Annotated in this window: 16 protein-coding genes; 4 read left to right on the top strand and 12 right to left on the bottom strand. The window is 69.1% G+C overall.

Annotation, left to right across the window (positions count from 1 at the left end; translation table 11 throughout):
- From QZX79_RS02730 to QZX79_RS02680, 11 genes are all read right to left on the bottom strand, one after another.
- Positions 1-543 (bottom strand): MazG nucleotide pyrophosphohydrolase domain-containing protein (locus QZX79_RS02730; protein WP_294564300.1); only part of this gene is annotated, 543 nt, incomplete at its 3' end.
- 6 nt (positions 544-549) lie between these two features.
- Positions 550-1,692: an adenosine deaminase gene (locus tag QZX79_RS02725; RefSeq protein WP_294564298.1), complete on the bottom strand. Its 1,143-nt coding sequence runs from the start codon at positions 1,690-1,692 to the stop codon at positions 550-552.
- A 39-nt stretch (positions 1,693-1,731) separates the two neighbouring features.
- Positions 1,732-2,418: a DedA family protein gene (locus QZX79_RS02720; protein ID WP_294564295.1), complete on the bottom strand. Its 687-nt coding sequence runs from the start codon at positions 2,416-2,418 to the stop codon at positions 1,732-1,734.
- A 223-nt stretch (positions 2,419-2,641) separates the two neighbouring features.
- Positions 2,642-3,928 (bottom strand): thymidine phosphorylase, encoded by a 1,287-nt coding sequence (locus tag QZX79_RS02715; protein ID WP_294564294.1) that lies wholly within the window; start codon positions 3,926-3,928, stop codon positions 2,642-2,644.
- Positions 3,929-3,970: 42 nt separating this feature from the next.
- Positions 3,971-4,381, bottom strand: coding sequence for a cytidine deaminase (locus QZX79_RS02710; RefSeq protein ID WP_281274787.1), 411 nt, complete (start codon positions 4,379-4,381; stop codon positions 3,971-3,973).
- A gap of 136 nt (positions 4,382-4,517) precedes the next feature.
- On the bottom strand, positions 4,518-5,807 hold the full coding sequence (locus QZX79_RS02705; protein ID WP_294564288.1) for an ABC transporter permease: 1,290 nt from the start codon (positions 5,805-5,807) through the stop codon (positions 4,518-4,520).
- Entirely contained in the window at positions 5,804-7,201 is a 1,398-nt protein-coding gene (locus QZX79_RS02700) for an ABC transporter permease (protein ID WP_294564285.1), read from the bottom strand. The genes QZX79_RS02705 and QZX79_RS02700 overlap by 4 nt, the downstream gene beginning before the upstream one ends.
- Entirely contained in the window at positions 7,198-8,742 is a 1,545-nt protein-coding gene (locus QZX79_RS02695) for an ABC transporter ATP-binding protein (protein ID WP_294564282.1), read from the bottom strand. Before QZX79_RS02695 ends, QZX79_RS02700 begins: the two co-directional genes overlap by 4 nt.
- 141 nt (positions 8,743-8,883) lie before the next feature.
- Positions 8,884-9,984, bottom strand: coding sequence for a BMP family protein (locus QZX79_RS02690; protein WP_294564277.1), 1,101 nt, complete (start codon positions 9,982-9,984; stop codon positions 8,884-8,886).
- A 243-nt stretch (positions 9,985-10,227) separates the two neighbouring features.
- Positions 10,228-11,430 (bottom strand): amidohydrolase, encoded by a 1,203-nt coding sequence (locus QZX79_RS02685; protein ID WP_294564275.1) that lies wholly within the window; start codon positions 11,428-11,430, stop codon positions 10,228-10,230.
- Positions 11,431-11,541: 111 nt separating this feature from the next.
- On the bottom strand, positions 11,542-12,678 hold the full coding sequence (locus QZX79_RS02680; protein ID WP_294564273.1) for a mannose-1-phosphate guanylyltransferase: 1,137 nt from the start codon (positions 12,676-12,678) through the stop codon (positions 11,542-11,544).
- 227 nt (positions 12,679-12,905) lie between these two features.
- Between QZX79_RS02680 and sdhC the strand changes: the two genes are divergently transcribed.
- From sdhC to QZX79_RS02660, 4 genes are read left to right on the top strand one after another with little or no spacing between them, the layout of a single operon-like run.
- On the top strand, positions 12,906-13,286 hold the full coding sequence (sdhC, locus tag QZX79_RS02675) for a succinate dehydrogenase, cytochrome b556 subunit (RefSeq protein ID WP_294564271.1): 381 nt from the start codon (positions 12,906-12,908) through the stop codon (positions 13,284-13,286).
- A gap of 3 nt (positions 13,287-13,289) precedes the next feature.
- Entirely contained in the window at positions 13,290-13,757 is a 468-nt protein-coding gene (locus QZX79_RS02670; protein ID WP_294564269.1) for a succinate dehydrogenase hydrophobic membrane anchor subunit, read from the top strand.
- Between the two features lie 55 nt (positions 13,758-13,812).
- Positions 13,813-15,591, top strand: a complete 1,779-nt coding sequence (sdhA, locus tag QZX79_RS02665) for a succinate dehydrogenase flavoprotein subunit (protein ID WP_294564266.1) — start codon at positions 13,813-13,815, stop codon at positions 15,589-15,591.
- Complete coding sequence (locus tag QZX79_RS02660) at positions 15,591-16,376, top strand: succinate dehydrogenase iron-sulfur subunit (protein ID WP_294564263.1); 786 nt, start codon at positions 15,591-15,593, stop codon at positions 16,374-16,376. The genes sdhA and QZX79_RS02660 overlap by 1 nt, the downstream gene beginning before the upstream one ends.
- A gap of 107 nt (positions 16,377-16,483) precedes the next feature.
- On the opposite strand, the gene QZX79_RS02655 is transcribed toward QZX79_RS02660, so the two are convergent.
- A partial coding sequence (locus QZX79_RS02655; protein ID WP_294564260.1) for a YhjD/YihY/BrkB family envelope integrity protein occupies positions 16,484-17,058 on the bottom strand: 575 nt, incomplete at its 5' end.

Genomic DNA, 17,058 nt, shown 5'->3' with positions numbered 1-17,058 from the left:
CGTCCCGGCCCGGTGCAGGCTCGAGGCGGCGCGGGCGAGGGCGGGCAGGTGCCGCGGAATGCCGTCGAAGGCCGAGGCGCGGTCCGGGCGTTCGCGCTCCTTCACCGTCTGCCAGGTCCGGGCGATCTCGTCGGCGCTGGCGCCCGCACCCCCCTCGCGGGCCAGCAGCGAGCCGTCGGCTGCGAAGACGTGGGGGTTCCGGCGGATCATCTTGGCCGTCAGCCCCTCAGCGACCTCCCGCAGGCCGAAGCTGCCCTGCTCGTGCTGGAGCTGGGCGTGGAGCACCACCTGAAGCAGCACGTCACCCAGCTCGCCCAGCAGTTCGGTCCGCGCCCCGGGGTTCCCCGCCTCCGCGCCGGCGGGCGCCTCGAGGGCCTCGACGAGTTCGTAGCTCTCCTCGATCAGGTACTGCACGAGCGAGGCGTGGGTGAGGGCACCCATCCACGGGCACCGGGCCCGCAGGACGGCGATGACCTCCACGAGGCGGTCGACCGCGGCGCCGGCGCCGCCCGCCGGGTCGGCGGATCCGGGTGCGTCGGGCATGGCGGCCTAGGAAGCGGCGGTCTCGAACTCGGACACCACGAACTCCGTCAGGGCCTCCCGGTCTTCGAGGGGGAGGAAGGCGGCGTCGACGGCGTTGAGGGTCAGCTCCAGCAGGTCGCTGAGGTCGTACCCGAAGGTGTCGGCGAGGAGTTCGAACTCCCCGGTCAGGCTCACCCCGCTCATCAGCCGGTTGTCGGTGTTCACGGTGACCTTGAAGCCCAGCTGGTACAGCATGTCGATCGGGTGGCTTCCGATGTCGGCCCCGAAGGCCTCAACCGCCCCGGTCTGCAGGTTCGACGACGGGCACAGCTCCAGGGCGATCCCGCGGTCGCGCACCCAGGCGGCGACCCGGCCCAGGATGGCGGTCTCGACGCCGTCCTCCCCGTTCCCGGTGGCGTCGGCGCGCTCGAGGGAGATGTCCTCGGCGATGCGCACCCCATGGCCGAGGCGCAGTGCCCGGCCGGAGATCAGCGCGTCGACGATGCTCTCCAGCCCGTCGGCCTCGCCGGCGTGGACGGTGGCAGGGAACTGGTGGGCGGCGAGGTAGGTGAACGCGTCGGCAAGCCGCGAGGGCGGGAAGCCCTTTTCGGCTCCGGCGATGTCGAAGCCCACGGCGCCGCGGTCCCGGTGCCGGACGGCGAGCTCGGCGATTTCCTGGCCGCGGTCGGCGTGGCGCATCGCGGTGATGAGCTGGCCGACCTGGATGACCCGCCCGGCGGCCCGGGCGGACGCGACGCCGGCGGAGAGCCCTTCCTGCACGGCCTCAACGGCCTCATCCAGGCTCAGGCCCTGGGCGGTGTGCTGCTCGGGGGCCCAGCGCACCTCGCCGTCGACGACGCCGTCGGCCGCGAGGTCCTCGACGAATTCGCGGGCCACCCGCACCAGGGCGCCGCGGGTCTGCATGACGGCGATGGTGTGGTCGAACGTCTCGAGGTAGCGCACCAGCGATCCGGAATCGGCGGAGTCGCGGAACCACCGGCCGAGCGCTTCCGCATCCGAGGCCGGAAGGGCATGCCCCACCTCGGCCGCCAGCTCGACGATGGTCGCGGGGCGCAGGCCCCCGTCGAGGTGGTCGTGGAGGGAGACCTTGGGGAGGCTGCGGATGTCGAAGGAGAGGCCAGGGGCGGGAGACTGGGAGGAGTTCGTCACGCGTTCAACCCTACAGGTGGGCCCGGACGGGCCGCACCCTCAGGCGGCCTGGTCGATGTCGGGAACCTCCGGTCCGGCCACCGCCGGAAGCACGGGAGGCACGGAGGACATTGCCCTGCCGGAGGCTGCACTGAGCACCCGGTCGACGGCCACGCCCATGACCACGGCCACCGCGATGGCCACGGCGACCCCCAGCAGCTGGTTGCCGGCGAACCACGCACCGGCCAGCGCGCCGATGCCCACGGAGTACGCCCCCCAGACGCCGCCGGCGAGGGCGGACAGGGCGACGAAGCGCCGCCGCGGGTAACCGGTGGTGCCGGCGGCGAGGTTCACCGCCACCCTGCCGATCGGCAGGAAGCGGCCCACCAGGAGCAGGGAGGCGGCCCGCTTGTCGAGCTCGTACTTCGCCCAGGCGAAGGAGCGGCGCATGCGGGGCCGGCGCATCCACCGGAACCGGGTCAGCCCGATCCCCCGGCCGATGGCGTACGCGGTGTTGTCGCCGACAAAGGCGCCGAGCGAGGCGGCCAGCATCAGCAGCCAGGGGTTGGGGTGGCCCTGGGTGAGAATCAGGGACGCCAGGCCCACGACCACCGATTCGCTGGGGAAGGGCGGGAAGAACCCGTCGACGGTACAGCAGACGAACACCACCAGGTACACCCAGGGCTGTGCCGCGGCGTCGATGACCCAATCGTTGATCCCGGCGAGCAGGGAGAACATCAAATCCATGGGGAACCGCCGGCCGCAGGCCCGCACCGCCGGGCGGGATCCTCGTTATTCAGCATTGGATCAGTCTGCGCCGGGGCCGGGCGGGCCCACATCAGGGGAACCCCCTATTCGGGCCCCCTAATTCCGCCCCCAGTCCCTCATCCCCGTGCCCACGGAGGAGCCCGCCGCTCCCCGCCGGCCCGGGTGCGGGCCGGCGGGGAGCAGCGGGCTGGGAGACCTGCTGCTAGGAGACCCGGTCGAGGATGAGTTTCGAGGCCGGGCGGGAGCCCTCCGGGGCGATCACGACGGCGTCGGCGAGGGCCTCGCGGGCCCGCTCGAACCGCTCGGGGGTGTCGGTCAGCAGGGTCATGAGCGGCTCTCCCGCACGCACCAGCGCTCCGGGCTTGGCGTGCATCCGCACCCCGGCGCCGGCCTGCACGGCGTCCTCCTTGCGGGCCCGGCCCGCGCCGAGCCGCCACGCCGCCACACCGACGGCGAGGGCATCGAGTTCGACCAGCACGCCGTCGGCGGGGGCGTAGATGGTTTCGGACTCCCGGGCCACGGGCAGGGCGGCGCGGGGGTCTCCGCCCTGCGCCTCGATCATGCGGTTCCAGACGTCCATGGCGCGGCCGTCGCGGAGCGCAGCGGCGGGGTCGGCGTCGGGCACGCCGGCTGCGGCGAGCATCTCCTCGGCCAGGCGCACGGTGAGTTCGACGACGTCCTCGGGCCCTCCGCCTGCAAGGACCTCGACGGATTCCTCAACCTCGATGGCGTTGCCGGCGGTGAGTCCGAGCGGGGTGCTCATGTTGGTCAGCAGGGCCACCGTCCGCACTCCGGCGTCGGTGCCCAGGTCGACCATGGTGCGCGCCAGTTCGAGGGCGTCCTCGCGGGTCTTCATGAAGGCGCCGGTGCCGACCTTGACGTCGAGGATCAGCGACCCGGTGCCCTCGGCGATCTTCTTGCTCATGATCGAGGAGGCGATGAGCGGAATGGCCTCGACGGTGCCGGTGACGTCCCGCAGGGCGTAGAGCTTCTTGTCGGCGGGGGCCAGGCCGGTTCCCGCCGCGCAGATCACGGCACCGACGTCGCCGAGCTGGCGCATCATCTCGTCGTTGCTCAGGTGTGCCCGCCAGCCGGGGATCGACTCGAGCTTGTCGAGGGTGCCGCCGGTGTGCCCGAGGCCGCGGCCCGAGAGCTGGGGCACGGCCACTCCGAAGACAGCCACGAGCGGTGCCAGCGGCAGGGTGATCTTGTCGCCCACGCCGCCGGTGGAGTGCTTGTCGCTGGTCGGCCGACCCAGGGAGGAGAAGTCCAGGCGCTCCCCCGAGGCGATCATCGCGGCGGTCCAGCGCGAGATCTCCGCCCGGTCCATGCCGTTGAGCAGGATGGCCATGTTCAGTGCCGCCATCTGCTCGTCGGCGACGGCGCCGCGCGTGTAGGCGTCGATGGTCCAGTCGATCTGTTCCGGGGTCAGAGTGCCCCGGTCCCGCTTGATTCGGATGATGTCGACGGCGTCGAAGGCTTCGGTCATGGTTCTACCTCTGGGGTTCGTGGGGGTGGGTCGCGCTGGGATTCAGGAGAGGTTCTCGGGCCCGAAGGCGTCCGGGAGGACCTCGTCCATGGTGCGGATGCCGCTCACTGTCTGCAGCACCATGCCGGGGGCGCGGAACTCGTAGAGCAGCTGGCGGCAGCGCCCGCACGGCATCAGGGTGTTCCCCGAGCCGTCGACGCAGCTGAAGGCGACGATGCGGCCGCCGCCGGTCATGGCCAGGCTGCTCACCAGTGCGCATTCGGCGCACAGGGTCAGCCCGTAGGAGGCGTTCTCGACATTGCACCCGGAGATGATGCGGCCGTCGTCGATCAGGGCAGCAGCCCCGACGGGGAACTTCGAGTAAGGGACGTACGCGCGCTGCATGGCGGCGGTGGCCGCCTGCTTCAGCTCCTCCCAGGGGAGGTCGCGGGATTCGAGGGCCGGATCGGTCACCGGTATCGCTCCTGTATCTGGTTGGGGTCGCTTGTCTGGTTGGGATAGCTCGTCTGGTTCAGGTGGGTCATGCATTTCGGGGGCCGCTGCGGAACTGCGGCCGGGCCCGGGGCCGGTGCGGCCCCGGGCCCGGTGCTCAGCCCTTGACGTAGGGGATGCCGCTGGCTCCCGGTGCGCGGGAGCGCCCGACGAGGCCGGCGACGGCGAACACCGTCACGACGTAGGGCAGCATGCGCAGGAACTGGTCCGGGACCGGGGTCCCGAGCAGGCTGAGCACGTTCGAGAGGTTCGTTGCGAAGCCGAAGAGCAGGGCCGCGAAGAACGCACCGATCGGGTTCCACCGGCCGAAGATCAGCGCGGCGAGGGCGATGTAGCCCTGCCCTGCCGTCATGTCGCGGCCGAACCCGGAGACCGAGACCAGCGTGAAGAAGGACCCGCCGACGCCGGCGACGACACCGGCGAGCAGCACGTTCATAAAGCGCATCCGGTTCACGTTGACGCCCAGGGTGTCCGCGGCCTTGGGGTGCTCGCCGACCGCGCGGGTCCGCAGTCCCCACCGCGAGCGGAAGAGCGCCACGTAGATGACGGCGACGGCGATGTACATGAGGTAGCCGACGATGGTCTGCTCGAAGAGGATCGGTCCCAGGATGGGGATCTCGGACAGCACCGGAATGCTCAGCACCGGAAGCCGCGGGGGCGAGTTCCACGTCTCGGCGTCCTTGCTCAGCACGGAGGAGAACAGGAAGCCGGTCAGGCCCGAGACGAGCACGTTGAGCACGACGCCGACGATCACCTGGTTGACGATGTAGCGGATGCTGAACACCGCCAGGAGGAAGGAGACGATGACGCCGGCGAGTGCGGCCGCGAACAGGCCGACGATGGCGCTGCCGGAAACCGACGCGGCGACGGCGGCCGCGAACGCCCCGAAGAGCAGCTGGCCCTCGATGGCGATGTTCACGACGCCGGAGCGTTCGCTGAGCACCCCGGAGAGGGAACCGAAGATCAGCGGCACGGCCAGGGTCACCGACCCGGCGAGCAGCCCGTACAGGGCGACGTTGGGGTTGTTGGCGCTGCCGACGACCCAGGTGAGGAAGCCGATGAGGAAGAGCACCGCGAAGACGGCCACGAGCCACACGGGCACCGCCGACCCGCGCCGGACTGCGAGGACCGCCAGGACCGCGAGGGCGGCCAGCACGACGGCGGTGAGCCAGCCGGTCGCCGCGGCGGGCAGCACCAGGTCGGGCAGCACGATGGCGTCATTGGGGTCCGAGAGCCGGAAGGTCACATTGTTGCGGGGTGCTCCCGCACCGAAGACCAGCAGGGCGACAACGGCCAGGACGGACAGCAGGATAGGGGTCTTCCAGCTGCGGACTGCTCCCGCGGGTGCTGCGGAGCGGTCCGGGGCTGCGGTGGTGACTGTACTCATGCTGCGCCTCCGGTGGCTGCGGTCTTGCGGTTCCTGCGTGCCCCGGCTGATGGGATGGCTCCCGGGGTGGGCAGGCGGAAGAGCGACCGCACCAGCGGTGGGGCCGCGATGAACAGGACGATCAGGGACTGCACGACCAGGACGATGTCGATGCTCGTTCCGGTCGAGGCCTGCATGGTGACGCCGCCGGCGCGGAAGGCGCCGAACAGGAGTCCCGCGGCGAAGGTGCCCCAGGGGCTGGAGCGGCCCAGCAGCGCCACGGTGATTGCGTCGAAGCCGAAGCTCGCGGCCACCCCGGAGGTGAGGACCTTCTCGGTGCCGGCGACCTGCGCCACACCGGCGAGCCCCGCGAGGGCTCCCGCGATGGCCATGGCGAGGATGTAGCCCCTGCTGACGCTCACGCCTGCGGTGCGGGCGGCGGTGGCGTTGGCGCCCACGGCCCGCAGTTCGAAGCCGACGGTGGACCGGTTGAGCAGCCACCAGACGAAGACCGTGGCCAGCACGGCGACGACGAAGCCCCAGTGGAGCCGGAAGCCGCTGCCCAGCAGCGGCGGGTACAGCGCCGTCGCCTCGAGCTGCGGGCTGATCGGGTTCGTCGAACCCGGGCGCTGGAAGCCGGGGGTGCTCAGCAGGTACAGCACCAGGTTGATGGCGATGTAGTTGAGCATGATGGTCAGGATGACCTCGTGGGCGCCGGTGCGCGCCTTAAGCACGCCGACGAGCCCGCCCCAGATCGCACCGCCGAGCATGCCGGCGAGGATCACCAGCAGCAGGTGCAGGCCGAAGGGCAGGTTGGCGGTGAACCCGACCCAGCCGGCGAGGGTGGCGCCGATCAGGATCTGGCCCTGGGCGCCGATGTTGAACAGCCCGGCGCGGAAGGCCAGGGCGACGCCGAGGCCGGCGCAGATCAGGGGCGTGGCGACGGTGAGGGTCTGGGTCAGCGGGTAGATCATCCGGGCGAAGCTGTCGCCGCCGGCGTTGAAGACCGAGCCCTGGAACAGGGCGGCGTACGCGCCGGAGGCGGCCGACCAGGCCGCGCCGATGGTGTCCATCGGCCGGGAGAAGAAGTAGGAGGCGGACCGGGCCACGTCTTCGTCGGTGACGGCGATCAGCAGCCCGCCCAGGATGAGCGAGAGGACCACGGCCAGGACGGCCACCAGGGCGTTGCCGGTCATGATCCGCTGCATCAGCGGCTGCTCATCCCCCGGGCCGGCCGGGGCGAGGGCAGCCGGGGAGGCGGGCACGGCCGGCGGCGGCACCTGTCCGCCGCCGGTTTCGGCGGCGGCCTCGAGGCGCCGTTCCTCCTCGCGGGCGGCCTCCTGGGCCGCCCGGCGGGTGGGCGGCTGGCCGCCGGCGGTATCCGGTGTCACCGGCGGGTTTTCCTGCGGACTCACTGGTCCCCTCCTTGAAGTTCGGTGGCCTGCGCCAGGGCCTCGTCGGCGTGCATGCCGGCCATCATCAGGCCCAGGACATCCCGCGAGGTGTCGGCCGGGACGATCCCCATCAGGCGCCCCCGGTACAGCACGGCGATGCGGTCGGCGAGCTCGAGGACCTCGTCGAGCTCGGTGGACACGATCATCACGGGGGTGCCGCCGTCGCGTTCGGCGACGATGCGTTTGTGGAGGAATTCGATGGAGCCGACGTCGACGCCGCGGGTGGGCTGGGACGCAATGAACAGTTTAAGCGGCCGGGAGAACTCCCGCGCCATGACGACCTTCTGCTGGTTGCCGCCCGACAGCGTTCCCGCCGCCGCCGAGGCGGACTGGGTGCGCACGTCGTATTCGGCGATCTTCTCCTGCGCGTTCTTCTCGATCACGGCGGGGCGCATGGTCAGGCCGCGGGCGAAGGGCGCCTCGTCGTAGCGGTTGAGGATGAGGTTCTCGGCGACCGAGAAGGTGCCCACGAGGCCCTCGACGCTGCGGTCCTCGGGGACGAACCCGACGCCCTCCTTGATGACGTCGCGGACGCTGCGCCCCAGCAGCTCCTCGCCGTCGAGGGTGATCGAGCCGCTCACGTGCTCCTGGAGGCCCATGATGGCCTCGGTGAGCTCGGTCTGGCCGTTGCCCTGGACGCCGGCGATGGCCAGGATCTCGCCCTGGGCGATGTCGAAGCTGAGCCCGTCGACGACGTTCTGGCCGTTGGCGGCGCGCACCGTGAGGTCGCGCACCGAGAAGGTCACCTCGCCGGGGGCGGCCGGTGCCTTCTGGAGGGTCAGGCTGACCGAGCGGCCCACCATCAGGGAGGCGAGTTCGGTGGTTGACGCGCCGGGTTCGGCGGTGCCGACCACCTTGCCGCGCCGGATGACGGTGATGACGTCGGAGACGGCCTTGACCTCGCGCAGCTTGTGGGAGATAAAGACGATCGACTTCCCGTCGGCCTTGAGCTGGCCCATGATGCCGAGCAGCTCGTCGGTCTCCTTGGGCGTCAGGACGGCCGTGGGTTCGTCGAGGATGAGGACCTCGGCGTCACGGACCAGGGCCTTGATGATTTCGACGCGCTGCTGGACGCCCACCGGGAGGTCCTCGACGATGGCGTCGGGGTCGACGTCGAACCCGTACTGGTCGGAGATCTGCCGGATCCGGGTGCGGGTCTCGGAGAGGTTGAGCAGCCCGCCCGCGCCGACCGTCTCATTGCCCAGCGCCACGTTCTCCGCGACGGTGAAGACGGGCACCAGCATGAAGTGCTGGTGCACCATGCCGATGCCGGAGGCCATCGCCTCGCCGGGGCCGGAGAAGGTCACGGGCTTGTCGTTGACGAGGATGGTGCCCTCGGTCGGCTGGTACAGCCCGTAGAGGACGTTCATCAGCGTCGACTTGCCGGCACCGTTTTCGCCCAGGAGGCTGTGGACCTGTCCGGGTTCGACCACGAGGTCGATGTGGTCGTTGGCGACCAGGGAACCAAACCGTTTGGTGATTCCTTTGAGTTCGAGTTTCACAACCCACCCAATCTGTTCTGTGCGGAGACTTGCGTTGTAAGTGCCGGCACCGGGTGCCCCCGTCCCGGTCCACAAAAACGAACCGCTTCCCTCCCGGGGATTGGATCCGCAGGAGGGAAGCGGTTCAAGGACTGCTCGGTGCTACTTGGGGCTCGCTGCGGACTCAACCGTGATGTCGCCCGAAACGATCTGTTCCTTGATCTCGTCGAGCTCGCCCTGCAGCTCTTCGGGAACGTTGGCTTCCTGGTCGTGGAACGGGGCCAGCGCCACGCCCCCGTTCTCCAGGGTGCCGATGTACGGGGTGTTGTCGAAGTCGCCCTCGACGTCGGAGCTGATGACCTCGTTGACGGCGTCGCCCATGAGCTTCATGACGGAGGTGAGGATGAACTCCTCGCCCTTGCCTGCGGTCTCGAAGCCGTCGGAGTCGACCCATACGACGGTGGCCTTCTTGCCGCCTTCGTTGGCTTCGATCACGGCGTCGAGGGTGCCGAGGCCGACCGGGCCGGCGACGGGCATGATGACGTCGGCGCCTTCGTTGATGAAGTTCTGGGTGTTGGTCTTGCCCGCACCCTGGTCGTTGAAGTTGCCGATGAATGTGCCGTTCTGGGCTTCCTTGTCCCAGCCGAGCAGCTGGACGTCGGCGTCCTTCTGCTCGTTGTAGTAGGTGACGCCGTCGGCGAAGCCGTCCATGAAGATGGTCACGGTCGGGATGTTGATGCCGCCGTAGGTGGCCACCTTGCCGGTCTCGGAGGTCGCTGCCGCGGCGTAGCCGGCCAGGAACGCGGCCTGGGCCGTGTCGTAGATGATCGGCTTGACGTTGTCGGCCTCGATCGAGTTGTCATCGACGATCGCGAAGTGCGAATCCGGGTTGGCCTCGGCCGCTTCCTTCGTGGTGTCAGCGAGCAGGAAGCCGACGGTGACCGTGAGGTCGCAGCCCTGCTGGACCATCTGGTCGACGTTGGGACCGAAGTCGGTCTCGGCCTGGGACTCGGCCTGGTTGATCTCGATGCCGAGTTCCTTCTCGGCCTTCTTCAGTCCTTCGTAGCTCGACTGGTTGAAGGAGCGGTCGTCGAATCCACCCGAGTCGGAGACGATGCAGCCGAGGTAGTCCGGGTTCTCGCCGGATCCACCGGCCTCCTCGGCGGGCGGTGCGCCGCAGGCGCTGAGAATGAGGGCCGACGCACCAAGGACGGCAGCCGAAAGGGCGGCGCCGCGCCCGGGTGTGCGCAGTGAGTTCTTCAATATTCCTCCGATAAGAAAATTAGCCCCGCGGCAGATCGCCAGTGAGAATCTGTTACGAGTCGCGCTCGAAGCCTGGGTGTTCACTGGTGTTCGCGGCGCTGGCCGCACCTTGAGTGTGCGGCACAGTATGGAAACACTCTAATAGGCGGGCGACGCGCGACACTACCACCGCTGCCGGGCCCTCGATAATCGTTCGGGATTTGTTACCCGTAGCTTATCCCACCAAGGCCGTCCTGCCCCTCCTCAGTGGCGCAGTCCGAGCACCGCGCGAAGCGCGGCGGCGGCCATGACGCGCACGCCGCAGCCGATGGCGTGCTCGTCCGGAATGTAGTCGCCGCGGTGCAGGTCGAAGGTCTCACCGCGCGGAGTGCGCGTGCCGAGGCGCATCATGGCGCCGGGGACCTCCTGGGTCATCCACGCGAAGTCCTCCCCACCCATCGACTGCGGGGTGAGGACGACGGCGTCCGGGCCCAGTTCGGCGCGGGCGGCGGCCTCGAGCAGCCCCGTCTCCGCCTCGGAGTTGATCACCGGGGGCACGCCCCGGATGTGTTCGAGCTGCACCTCCACCCCGAACGGCGCGGCGGCCTGGCGCACCGCATGGTCGAACAGGTCGCCGGCGGACTGCCAGGCCTCGCCGTCGAGGCAGCGCAGCGTGCCCGAGAGGAAACCGTGGGCCGGGATCGCGTTGGGCGCCGAGCCGGCGTGGATCTGGCCCCACACCACCGACACCGAACTGCGCACGTCGATGCGCCGGGAGAGCACGGCGGGAACGTTGACGGCGATCGAGGCAAGCGCGAAGGTCAGGTCTTCGGTCAGGTGCGGGCGCGAGGTGTGGCCGCCGCGTCCGGTGAGTTCGACGCGGAGGGTGTCGGAGGCCGAGGTGATCGCCCCGATGCGGGTTCCCACCTGGCCGACATCGATGCGGGGGTCGCAGTGCAGGGCGAGGATGCGCGGAACATCGGCGAGGATGCCCTGGGCGATCACCTCGAGCGCACCGCCGGGCATCGTCTCCTCGGCGGGCTGGAAGATGATGCGCACCGTGCCGTCGAGGGGGGTCTGGGCGTCGATCGAGGCGAGCACCAGGGCCACGCCCACCATGACGGTGGTGTGGATGTCGTGGCCGCACGCGTGGGCCACGCCCGGGTTGACCGAGGCATACGCCAGGCCGGTCTCCTCGACGATCGGCAGAGCATCGATGTCTGCGCGCAGGCCCACCTTGATGGGCCCCTGCCCGATGTCGACGCACACGCCCGTGTTTTCAAGCCGCTTGGGCTGCAGGCCGGCCTGCTCCAGGCGTTCAACGATGCGGTCGGTGGTCCGGTATTCCTTGTAGGAAAGCTCGGGGTGGGAGTGGAGGTCGCGCCGGAAGTGGGTCAGTTCTTCGAGCAGGGGGGCGAGCCACACGCCTATGTGCGGTACTGCTGCGTCGGGGCGTTTGAGTTCCACGCTCCAAGCCTACCGACCCGCGCCCCCGGAACTCTAAAGCGGGCACCGGCCGGCGTCACCGACGGTCTCGGGACCGGCCCCCGGGCGGGCCCGATCCAGTCCGCGGCCGGGTCAGAGGACGTCGGTGTCGCCGCTGGCCCGCAGGTGCTCCACGGCCTTCTTGACCTCCTGGGCGTGTTCCTTGGTTGTCACCAGCAGCGCGTCGGGGGTGTCGACGATGACGACGTCGTTGATGCCGATCAGGGCGATCACCCGCTTGGTATCGGAAACGACGATGCCCGAGGCGTTTTCGGCGAAGACCCGCGCCCCCTCCCCCATCACCGTGATCTTGCTGGTTTCGGTGGCCGGGTGCAGCCTGCCGATCGCGGCGAAGTCTCCGACGTCGTCCCAGGTGAACCTGCCCGGGATCATGGCGACGTCGCCGGCGGCCGCCGCGGGCTCGGCCACGGCGTAGTCGATGGCGATCTTCGGCAGGGACGGCCAGACCCGCCGCGCGGTCTTCACCCGGCGCGGGGTGTCCCAGTCGTCGGCGATTTCGCTCAGGCCGGCGTAGAGCTCGGGTTCGTTCGCCTCGAGGTGCTTGAGCATCAGCGCCACCGGCGCCACGAACATGCCGGCGTTCCAGCTGTATTTGCCCGACTCTAGGTAGCCGCGCGCCACCGGCTCCGAGGGTTTCTCGACGAACTCGATGACGGCGTGCGCGCTGGGCGCCCCCGCGATGTCGAGGGGCTCGCCCGCCCGGATGTAGCCGAACCCGGTGGACGGGTGCGACGGCTCGATGCCGATAGTGACGATATAGCCCTGGGCGGCCGTGTGGATCGCCTCGCGCACCGCGTCCTGGAAGACGTCGACGGGGGTGATCACCTGGTCCGCGGCGAAGGAGCCCATGATGATGTCCGGGTCCCGGCGGTACAGGATGGCCGCGGCCAGCCCGATGGCGGCCGCCGAATCCTTGGGCTCGCTCTCGAGGACAAGGTTGGTGTCCTCAAGCTCGGGCAGCTGGGCGAGGACCGCCCCGCGGTGCACCACCCCGGTGACGACCATGGTGCGCCCCGGGCAGAGCGGGCCGAGCCGGTCATAGGTCGCCCGGATCAGGGTGCTGCCGGAGCCGGTGAGGTCGTGGAGGAACTTCGGCGCAGCGGCGCGGGACAGCGGCCACAGCCGGGTGCCGACCCCTCCCGCGGGGATCACGGCGTGGAAGCGGTCGAACACGTCCTGGGGTTGGGCGGCTGCCCTTTCGGTAGTCATCGCCTTCCACGTTAGCTGACACCTCCGGGACGCGCGGGAACGATTTTGGAAACAGCCGTACCGCGGCCCGCTCCGTCAATGTGAACAGCCTCACAGTATAGGGGAGCCTAAATTGAAGGCGGCCCGTCACCGGCCTAGATTATCCTTGACTTAGAGTGCTCTCGCACCGGCGACATTCCTGCGTGGAAGACACGCTAACGCCCGTGCGATGCAGGGAGGTAAATTCAATGCCGAAGACACCAGCTGGCACCCTCTACCGTGGCCGCGAGGGCCAGTGGTCGTGGGTAGCACACCGCATCACCGGGGTAGTGATTTTCTTTTTCCTCCTCGTCCACGTCCTGGACACGTCGCTGGTCCGGGTTTCACCGGAAGCCTATGACGCGGTCATTGCCGCCTATAAGAACCCCCTCATGGGCCTGGGCGAGCTTGGCCTGGTCGGCGCCATCGTGTTCCACGCCTACAACGGACTCCGCGTCATCGCCGTGGACTTCTGGAAGAAAGGCCCGCGCTACCACCGCCAGATGCTGTGGGGCGTCGTCGGCCTCTGGGCGCTGACAATGCTCGCCTTCTCCATCCGCCATCTTTCGGTTGTCTTCGGAGGTCACTAAGCCATGGCTGTTCCCACTGTAGAAAGCCCCCGCTCGGGGCGCGTCTCCCCCGGCTACTCCCGCACCCGCTCCTCCCGGGGCAACTTCGAGATGGGCGCCTGGCTGTTTATGCGCCTGTCCGGGGTGGTCCTCGTGGTGATGATCTTCGTCCACCTGTGGACGTCCCTGGTGGCCGGCGACGGCATCAGCCAGGTCGACTTCGGCTTCGTGGCCGGCAAGTGGGCCAGCCCCATCTGGCAGGTCTGGGACCTGGCGATGCTGTGGCTGGCCATGCTGCACGGAACCAACGGCGTGCGCACCATCATCAACGACTACGCGGAGAAGAACTCAACCCGCATGTGGCTCAAGGGCGTGCTCTACACGGCCACCGTCGTCATCATCCTCCTGGGCACCCTGGTCATCTTCACCTTCGATCCCTGCCCGGTCATCGACGGCGTGGCCCACGTCGCCTCCTACTGCCCCACCGCGTAGCGGCGCAGGCCGCCCCGGCGGCCGCCTCATTGTTTCAACAGAAAGAGCGACAAGCATGCAGGTCCACAAGTACGACGTCGTCATCGTCGGAGCAGGCGGCGCAGGGATGCGCGCGGCCATCGAGTCCGGTCAGCGGGCGCGCACGGCTGTACTGACAAAGCTCTACCCCACGCGCTCACACACCGGCGCCGCGCAGGGCGGCATGTGCGCCGCCCTCGCCAATGTCGAGGAAGACAACTGGGAGTGGCACACGTTCGACACCGTCAAGGGCGGTGACTACCTCGTCGACCAGGACGCCGCCGAGGTGATGGCCAAGGAAGCGATCGACGCCGTCCTCGACCTCGAGAAGATGGGGCTGCCGTTCAACCGCACCCCCGAGGGCCGGATCGACCAGCGCCGCTTCGGCGGCCACACCCGCGACCACGGCAAGGCCCCCGTCCGCCGGTCCTGCTACGCCGCGGACCGCACCGGCCACATGATCCTGCAGACGCTGTACCAAAACTGCGTCAAGCACAACGTCGAGTTCTACAACGAGTACTACGTCCTCGACCTGCTGATGGTCGACCAGGAAGTAACCGAGAACGGCGTGACCCGGCTGCAGAAGCGCGTCGCCGGCGTCGTCTCCTACGACCTCGCCTCCGGTGAGCTGCACGTGTTCCAGGCCAAGTCCGTCATCTTCGCCTCCGGCGGCGTCGGCAAGGTCTACAAGACCACCTCCAACGCCCACACCCTCACCGGTGACGGCATGGGCATCGCCTTCCGCCGCGGCATCCCCCTCGAGGACATGGAGTTCTTCCAGTTCCACCCGACGGGCCTGGCCGGGCTGGGCATCCTCCTGTCGGAGGCCGCCCGCGGTGAGGGCGCGATCCTGCGAAACTCCGAGGGCGAACGCTTCATGGAGCGCTACGCCCCCACCATCAAGGACCTGGCACCGCGCGACATCGTCGCCCGGTCGATGGCCAACGAGGTCCGCGAGGGCCGCGGCGCCGGGCCGAACAAGGACTACGTCCTGCTCGACCTGACGCACCTCGAGCCCGCGCACATCGACGCCAAACTCCCGGACATCACCGAGTTTGCCCGCACCTACCTCGGCGTTGAGCCCTACACCGAGCCGGTGCCGGTCTTCCCGACGGCCCACTACGCCATGGGCGGGATCCCCACGAACATCAAGGCCGAGGTCCTCCAGGACAACGACACCATCGTGCCCGGGCTCTACGCCGCCGGCGAGGTGGCCTGCGTATCGGTGCATGGCTCGAACCGGCTGGGCACGAACTCGCTGCTCGACATCAACGTCTTCGGCAAGCGCGCCGGCATCTACGCCGCGGAGTACGCCCTCACCGCCGACTTCGTCGACATCCCCGCGGACCCGCTGGCCGATACCGTCGCGCTGCTCGACACGGCCCGCAGTTCAGAGGGCGGGGAGCGCGTCGCCCAGATCCGCAAGGAACTCCAGGACATCATGGACGCCAACGTCCAGGTGTTCCGCACCGAGGAGACCCTCCTCGAGGCGCTGCGCGTGATCGACGGGCTCGAGGAGCGCTACAAGCGCATCTCCGTCCAGGACAAGGGCAAGCGCTTCAACCTCGACCTCCTTGAGGCCGTGGAGCTCGGCTTCCTGCTGGACATGGCCAAGGTCATGACGGCGGCCGCCCTGCACCGCAAGGAGTCCCGCGGGGGCCACTTCCGCGAGGACTACCCCACCCGCGACGACGAAAACTTCATGACCCACTCGATGGCCTACAAGGACCCGAGCGCCGTCGAGACCAGCGGCGTCCGCCTCGAGACCAAGCCGGTCATCTTCACCCGTTACCAGCCGATGGAGCGTAAGTACTGATGAGCACCCCAACCATGGAAAAAGAGCCGGCCTCCAAGGTCGAGCTGCCCGCCGGTGCCGGCGGCGGGGAAATCCCCTCCTTCGACATCACGCTCAAGGTCCGCCGCTACAACCCCGAGGTCTCCGACGAGGCGCACTGGGACGAATGGCAGCTGACCATGTACGGCACGGACCGCGTGCTCGACGCCCTGCACAAGGTCAAGTGGGAGCACGACGGATCGGTGTCCTTCCGCCGCTCCTGCGCCCACGGTGTCTGTGGCTCCGACGCCATGCGGATCAACGGCCGCAACCGGCTCGCCTGCAAGACCCTGCTGAAGGACCTCGACACCTCCAAGCCGATCCTGGTCGAGCCGATCAAGGGCCTGCCGGTGGAAAAGGACCTCATCGTGGACATGGAGCCGTTCTTCCAGTCCTACCGCGAGATCATGCCGTTCCTGATCACCAAGGGCCACGAGCCCACCAAGGAACGCCTGCAGTCCGCCGAGGACCGCGAGCGGTACGACGACACGACCAAGTGCATCCTCTGCGCCGCGTGCACGTCGTCCTGCCCCGTCTTCTGGACCGACGGCCAGTACTTCGGTCCGGCGGCCATCGTCAATGCGCACCGCTTCATCTTCGACTCGCGCGACGATGCAGGCGACATGCGCCTCGAGATCCTGAACGACAAGGAAGGCGTGTGGCGCTGCCGCACCACCTTCAACTGCACGGACGCCTGCCCCCGCGGCATCCAGGTCACCAAGGCCATCGCCGAGGTCAAGCAGGCCATCCTGACCCGCAGGGTCTAGGGACGTCCTGCTCCGGCAACGGACGGCAAAGGAAGGGCGGCACCTCTGGTGCCGCCCTTCCTGGCTTTAATACCCGTCGTCATACCCCTCGTCATCCCCCTCGGCCCTCAGGGCTGGCGCCGTGCCTTCCGGCTCTGCTGGCGGAGTGTCCCGGCCTTCTCGTGGTGGGCGCGGGCTTCGGCCGCTTCGGCGTCGGCTGTCCCCACGGCACCCCATGCCGCGGCCATCAGGTAGACCTGGCTCAGCAGATAGAACCAGACGAAGAGCCCGAGGATCACGGCGAACGGGGCCAGCAGGGGCGAGCTGCCCAGCCCGCCCAGCAGCGACGCGCTCACGGTGCGCAGCACGGTACTCCCGATCCCGGCGAAAAGGGCCGCCTGCAGCAGGACCCTGCGCGGCATGTCGATGGCCGAGGTGGTGTGGAGGAGGATGGCCGCCACCGCCGTGTCGAGGACGAGCATGATGGTGAAGCCTGCCAGCTGCGTCAGCTGGCGTGCCGCCTGGGTGAGACCCACAAGCTCCAGGGCGAAGTCGACCATCGTGTTGGCGACGAAGCCGACGCCCGTCGTCACGAGCAGCGCCACCGCGAGCACCAGCAGCACCGCCACGTCCTTCAGCAGCACCCGGAACGGGTTGTCCTCGACCGGGCCCAGGGCGAAGATGCTCCGCATTCCCGCCCGGA

Origin of the sequence: uncultured Arthrobacter sp. (assembly GCF_902805515.1) — a bacterium.
Classification (GTDB): Bacteria; Actinomycetota; Actinomycetes; order Actinomycetales; family Micrococcaceae; genus Arthrobacter_D.
The sequence above is the reverse complement of the archived record's forward strand: the minus strand, read 5'-3'. Positions and strand labels throughout refer to the sequence as shown.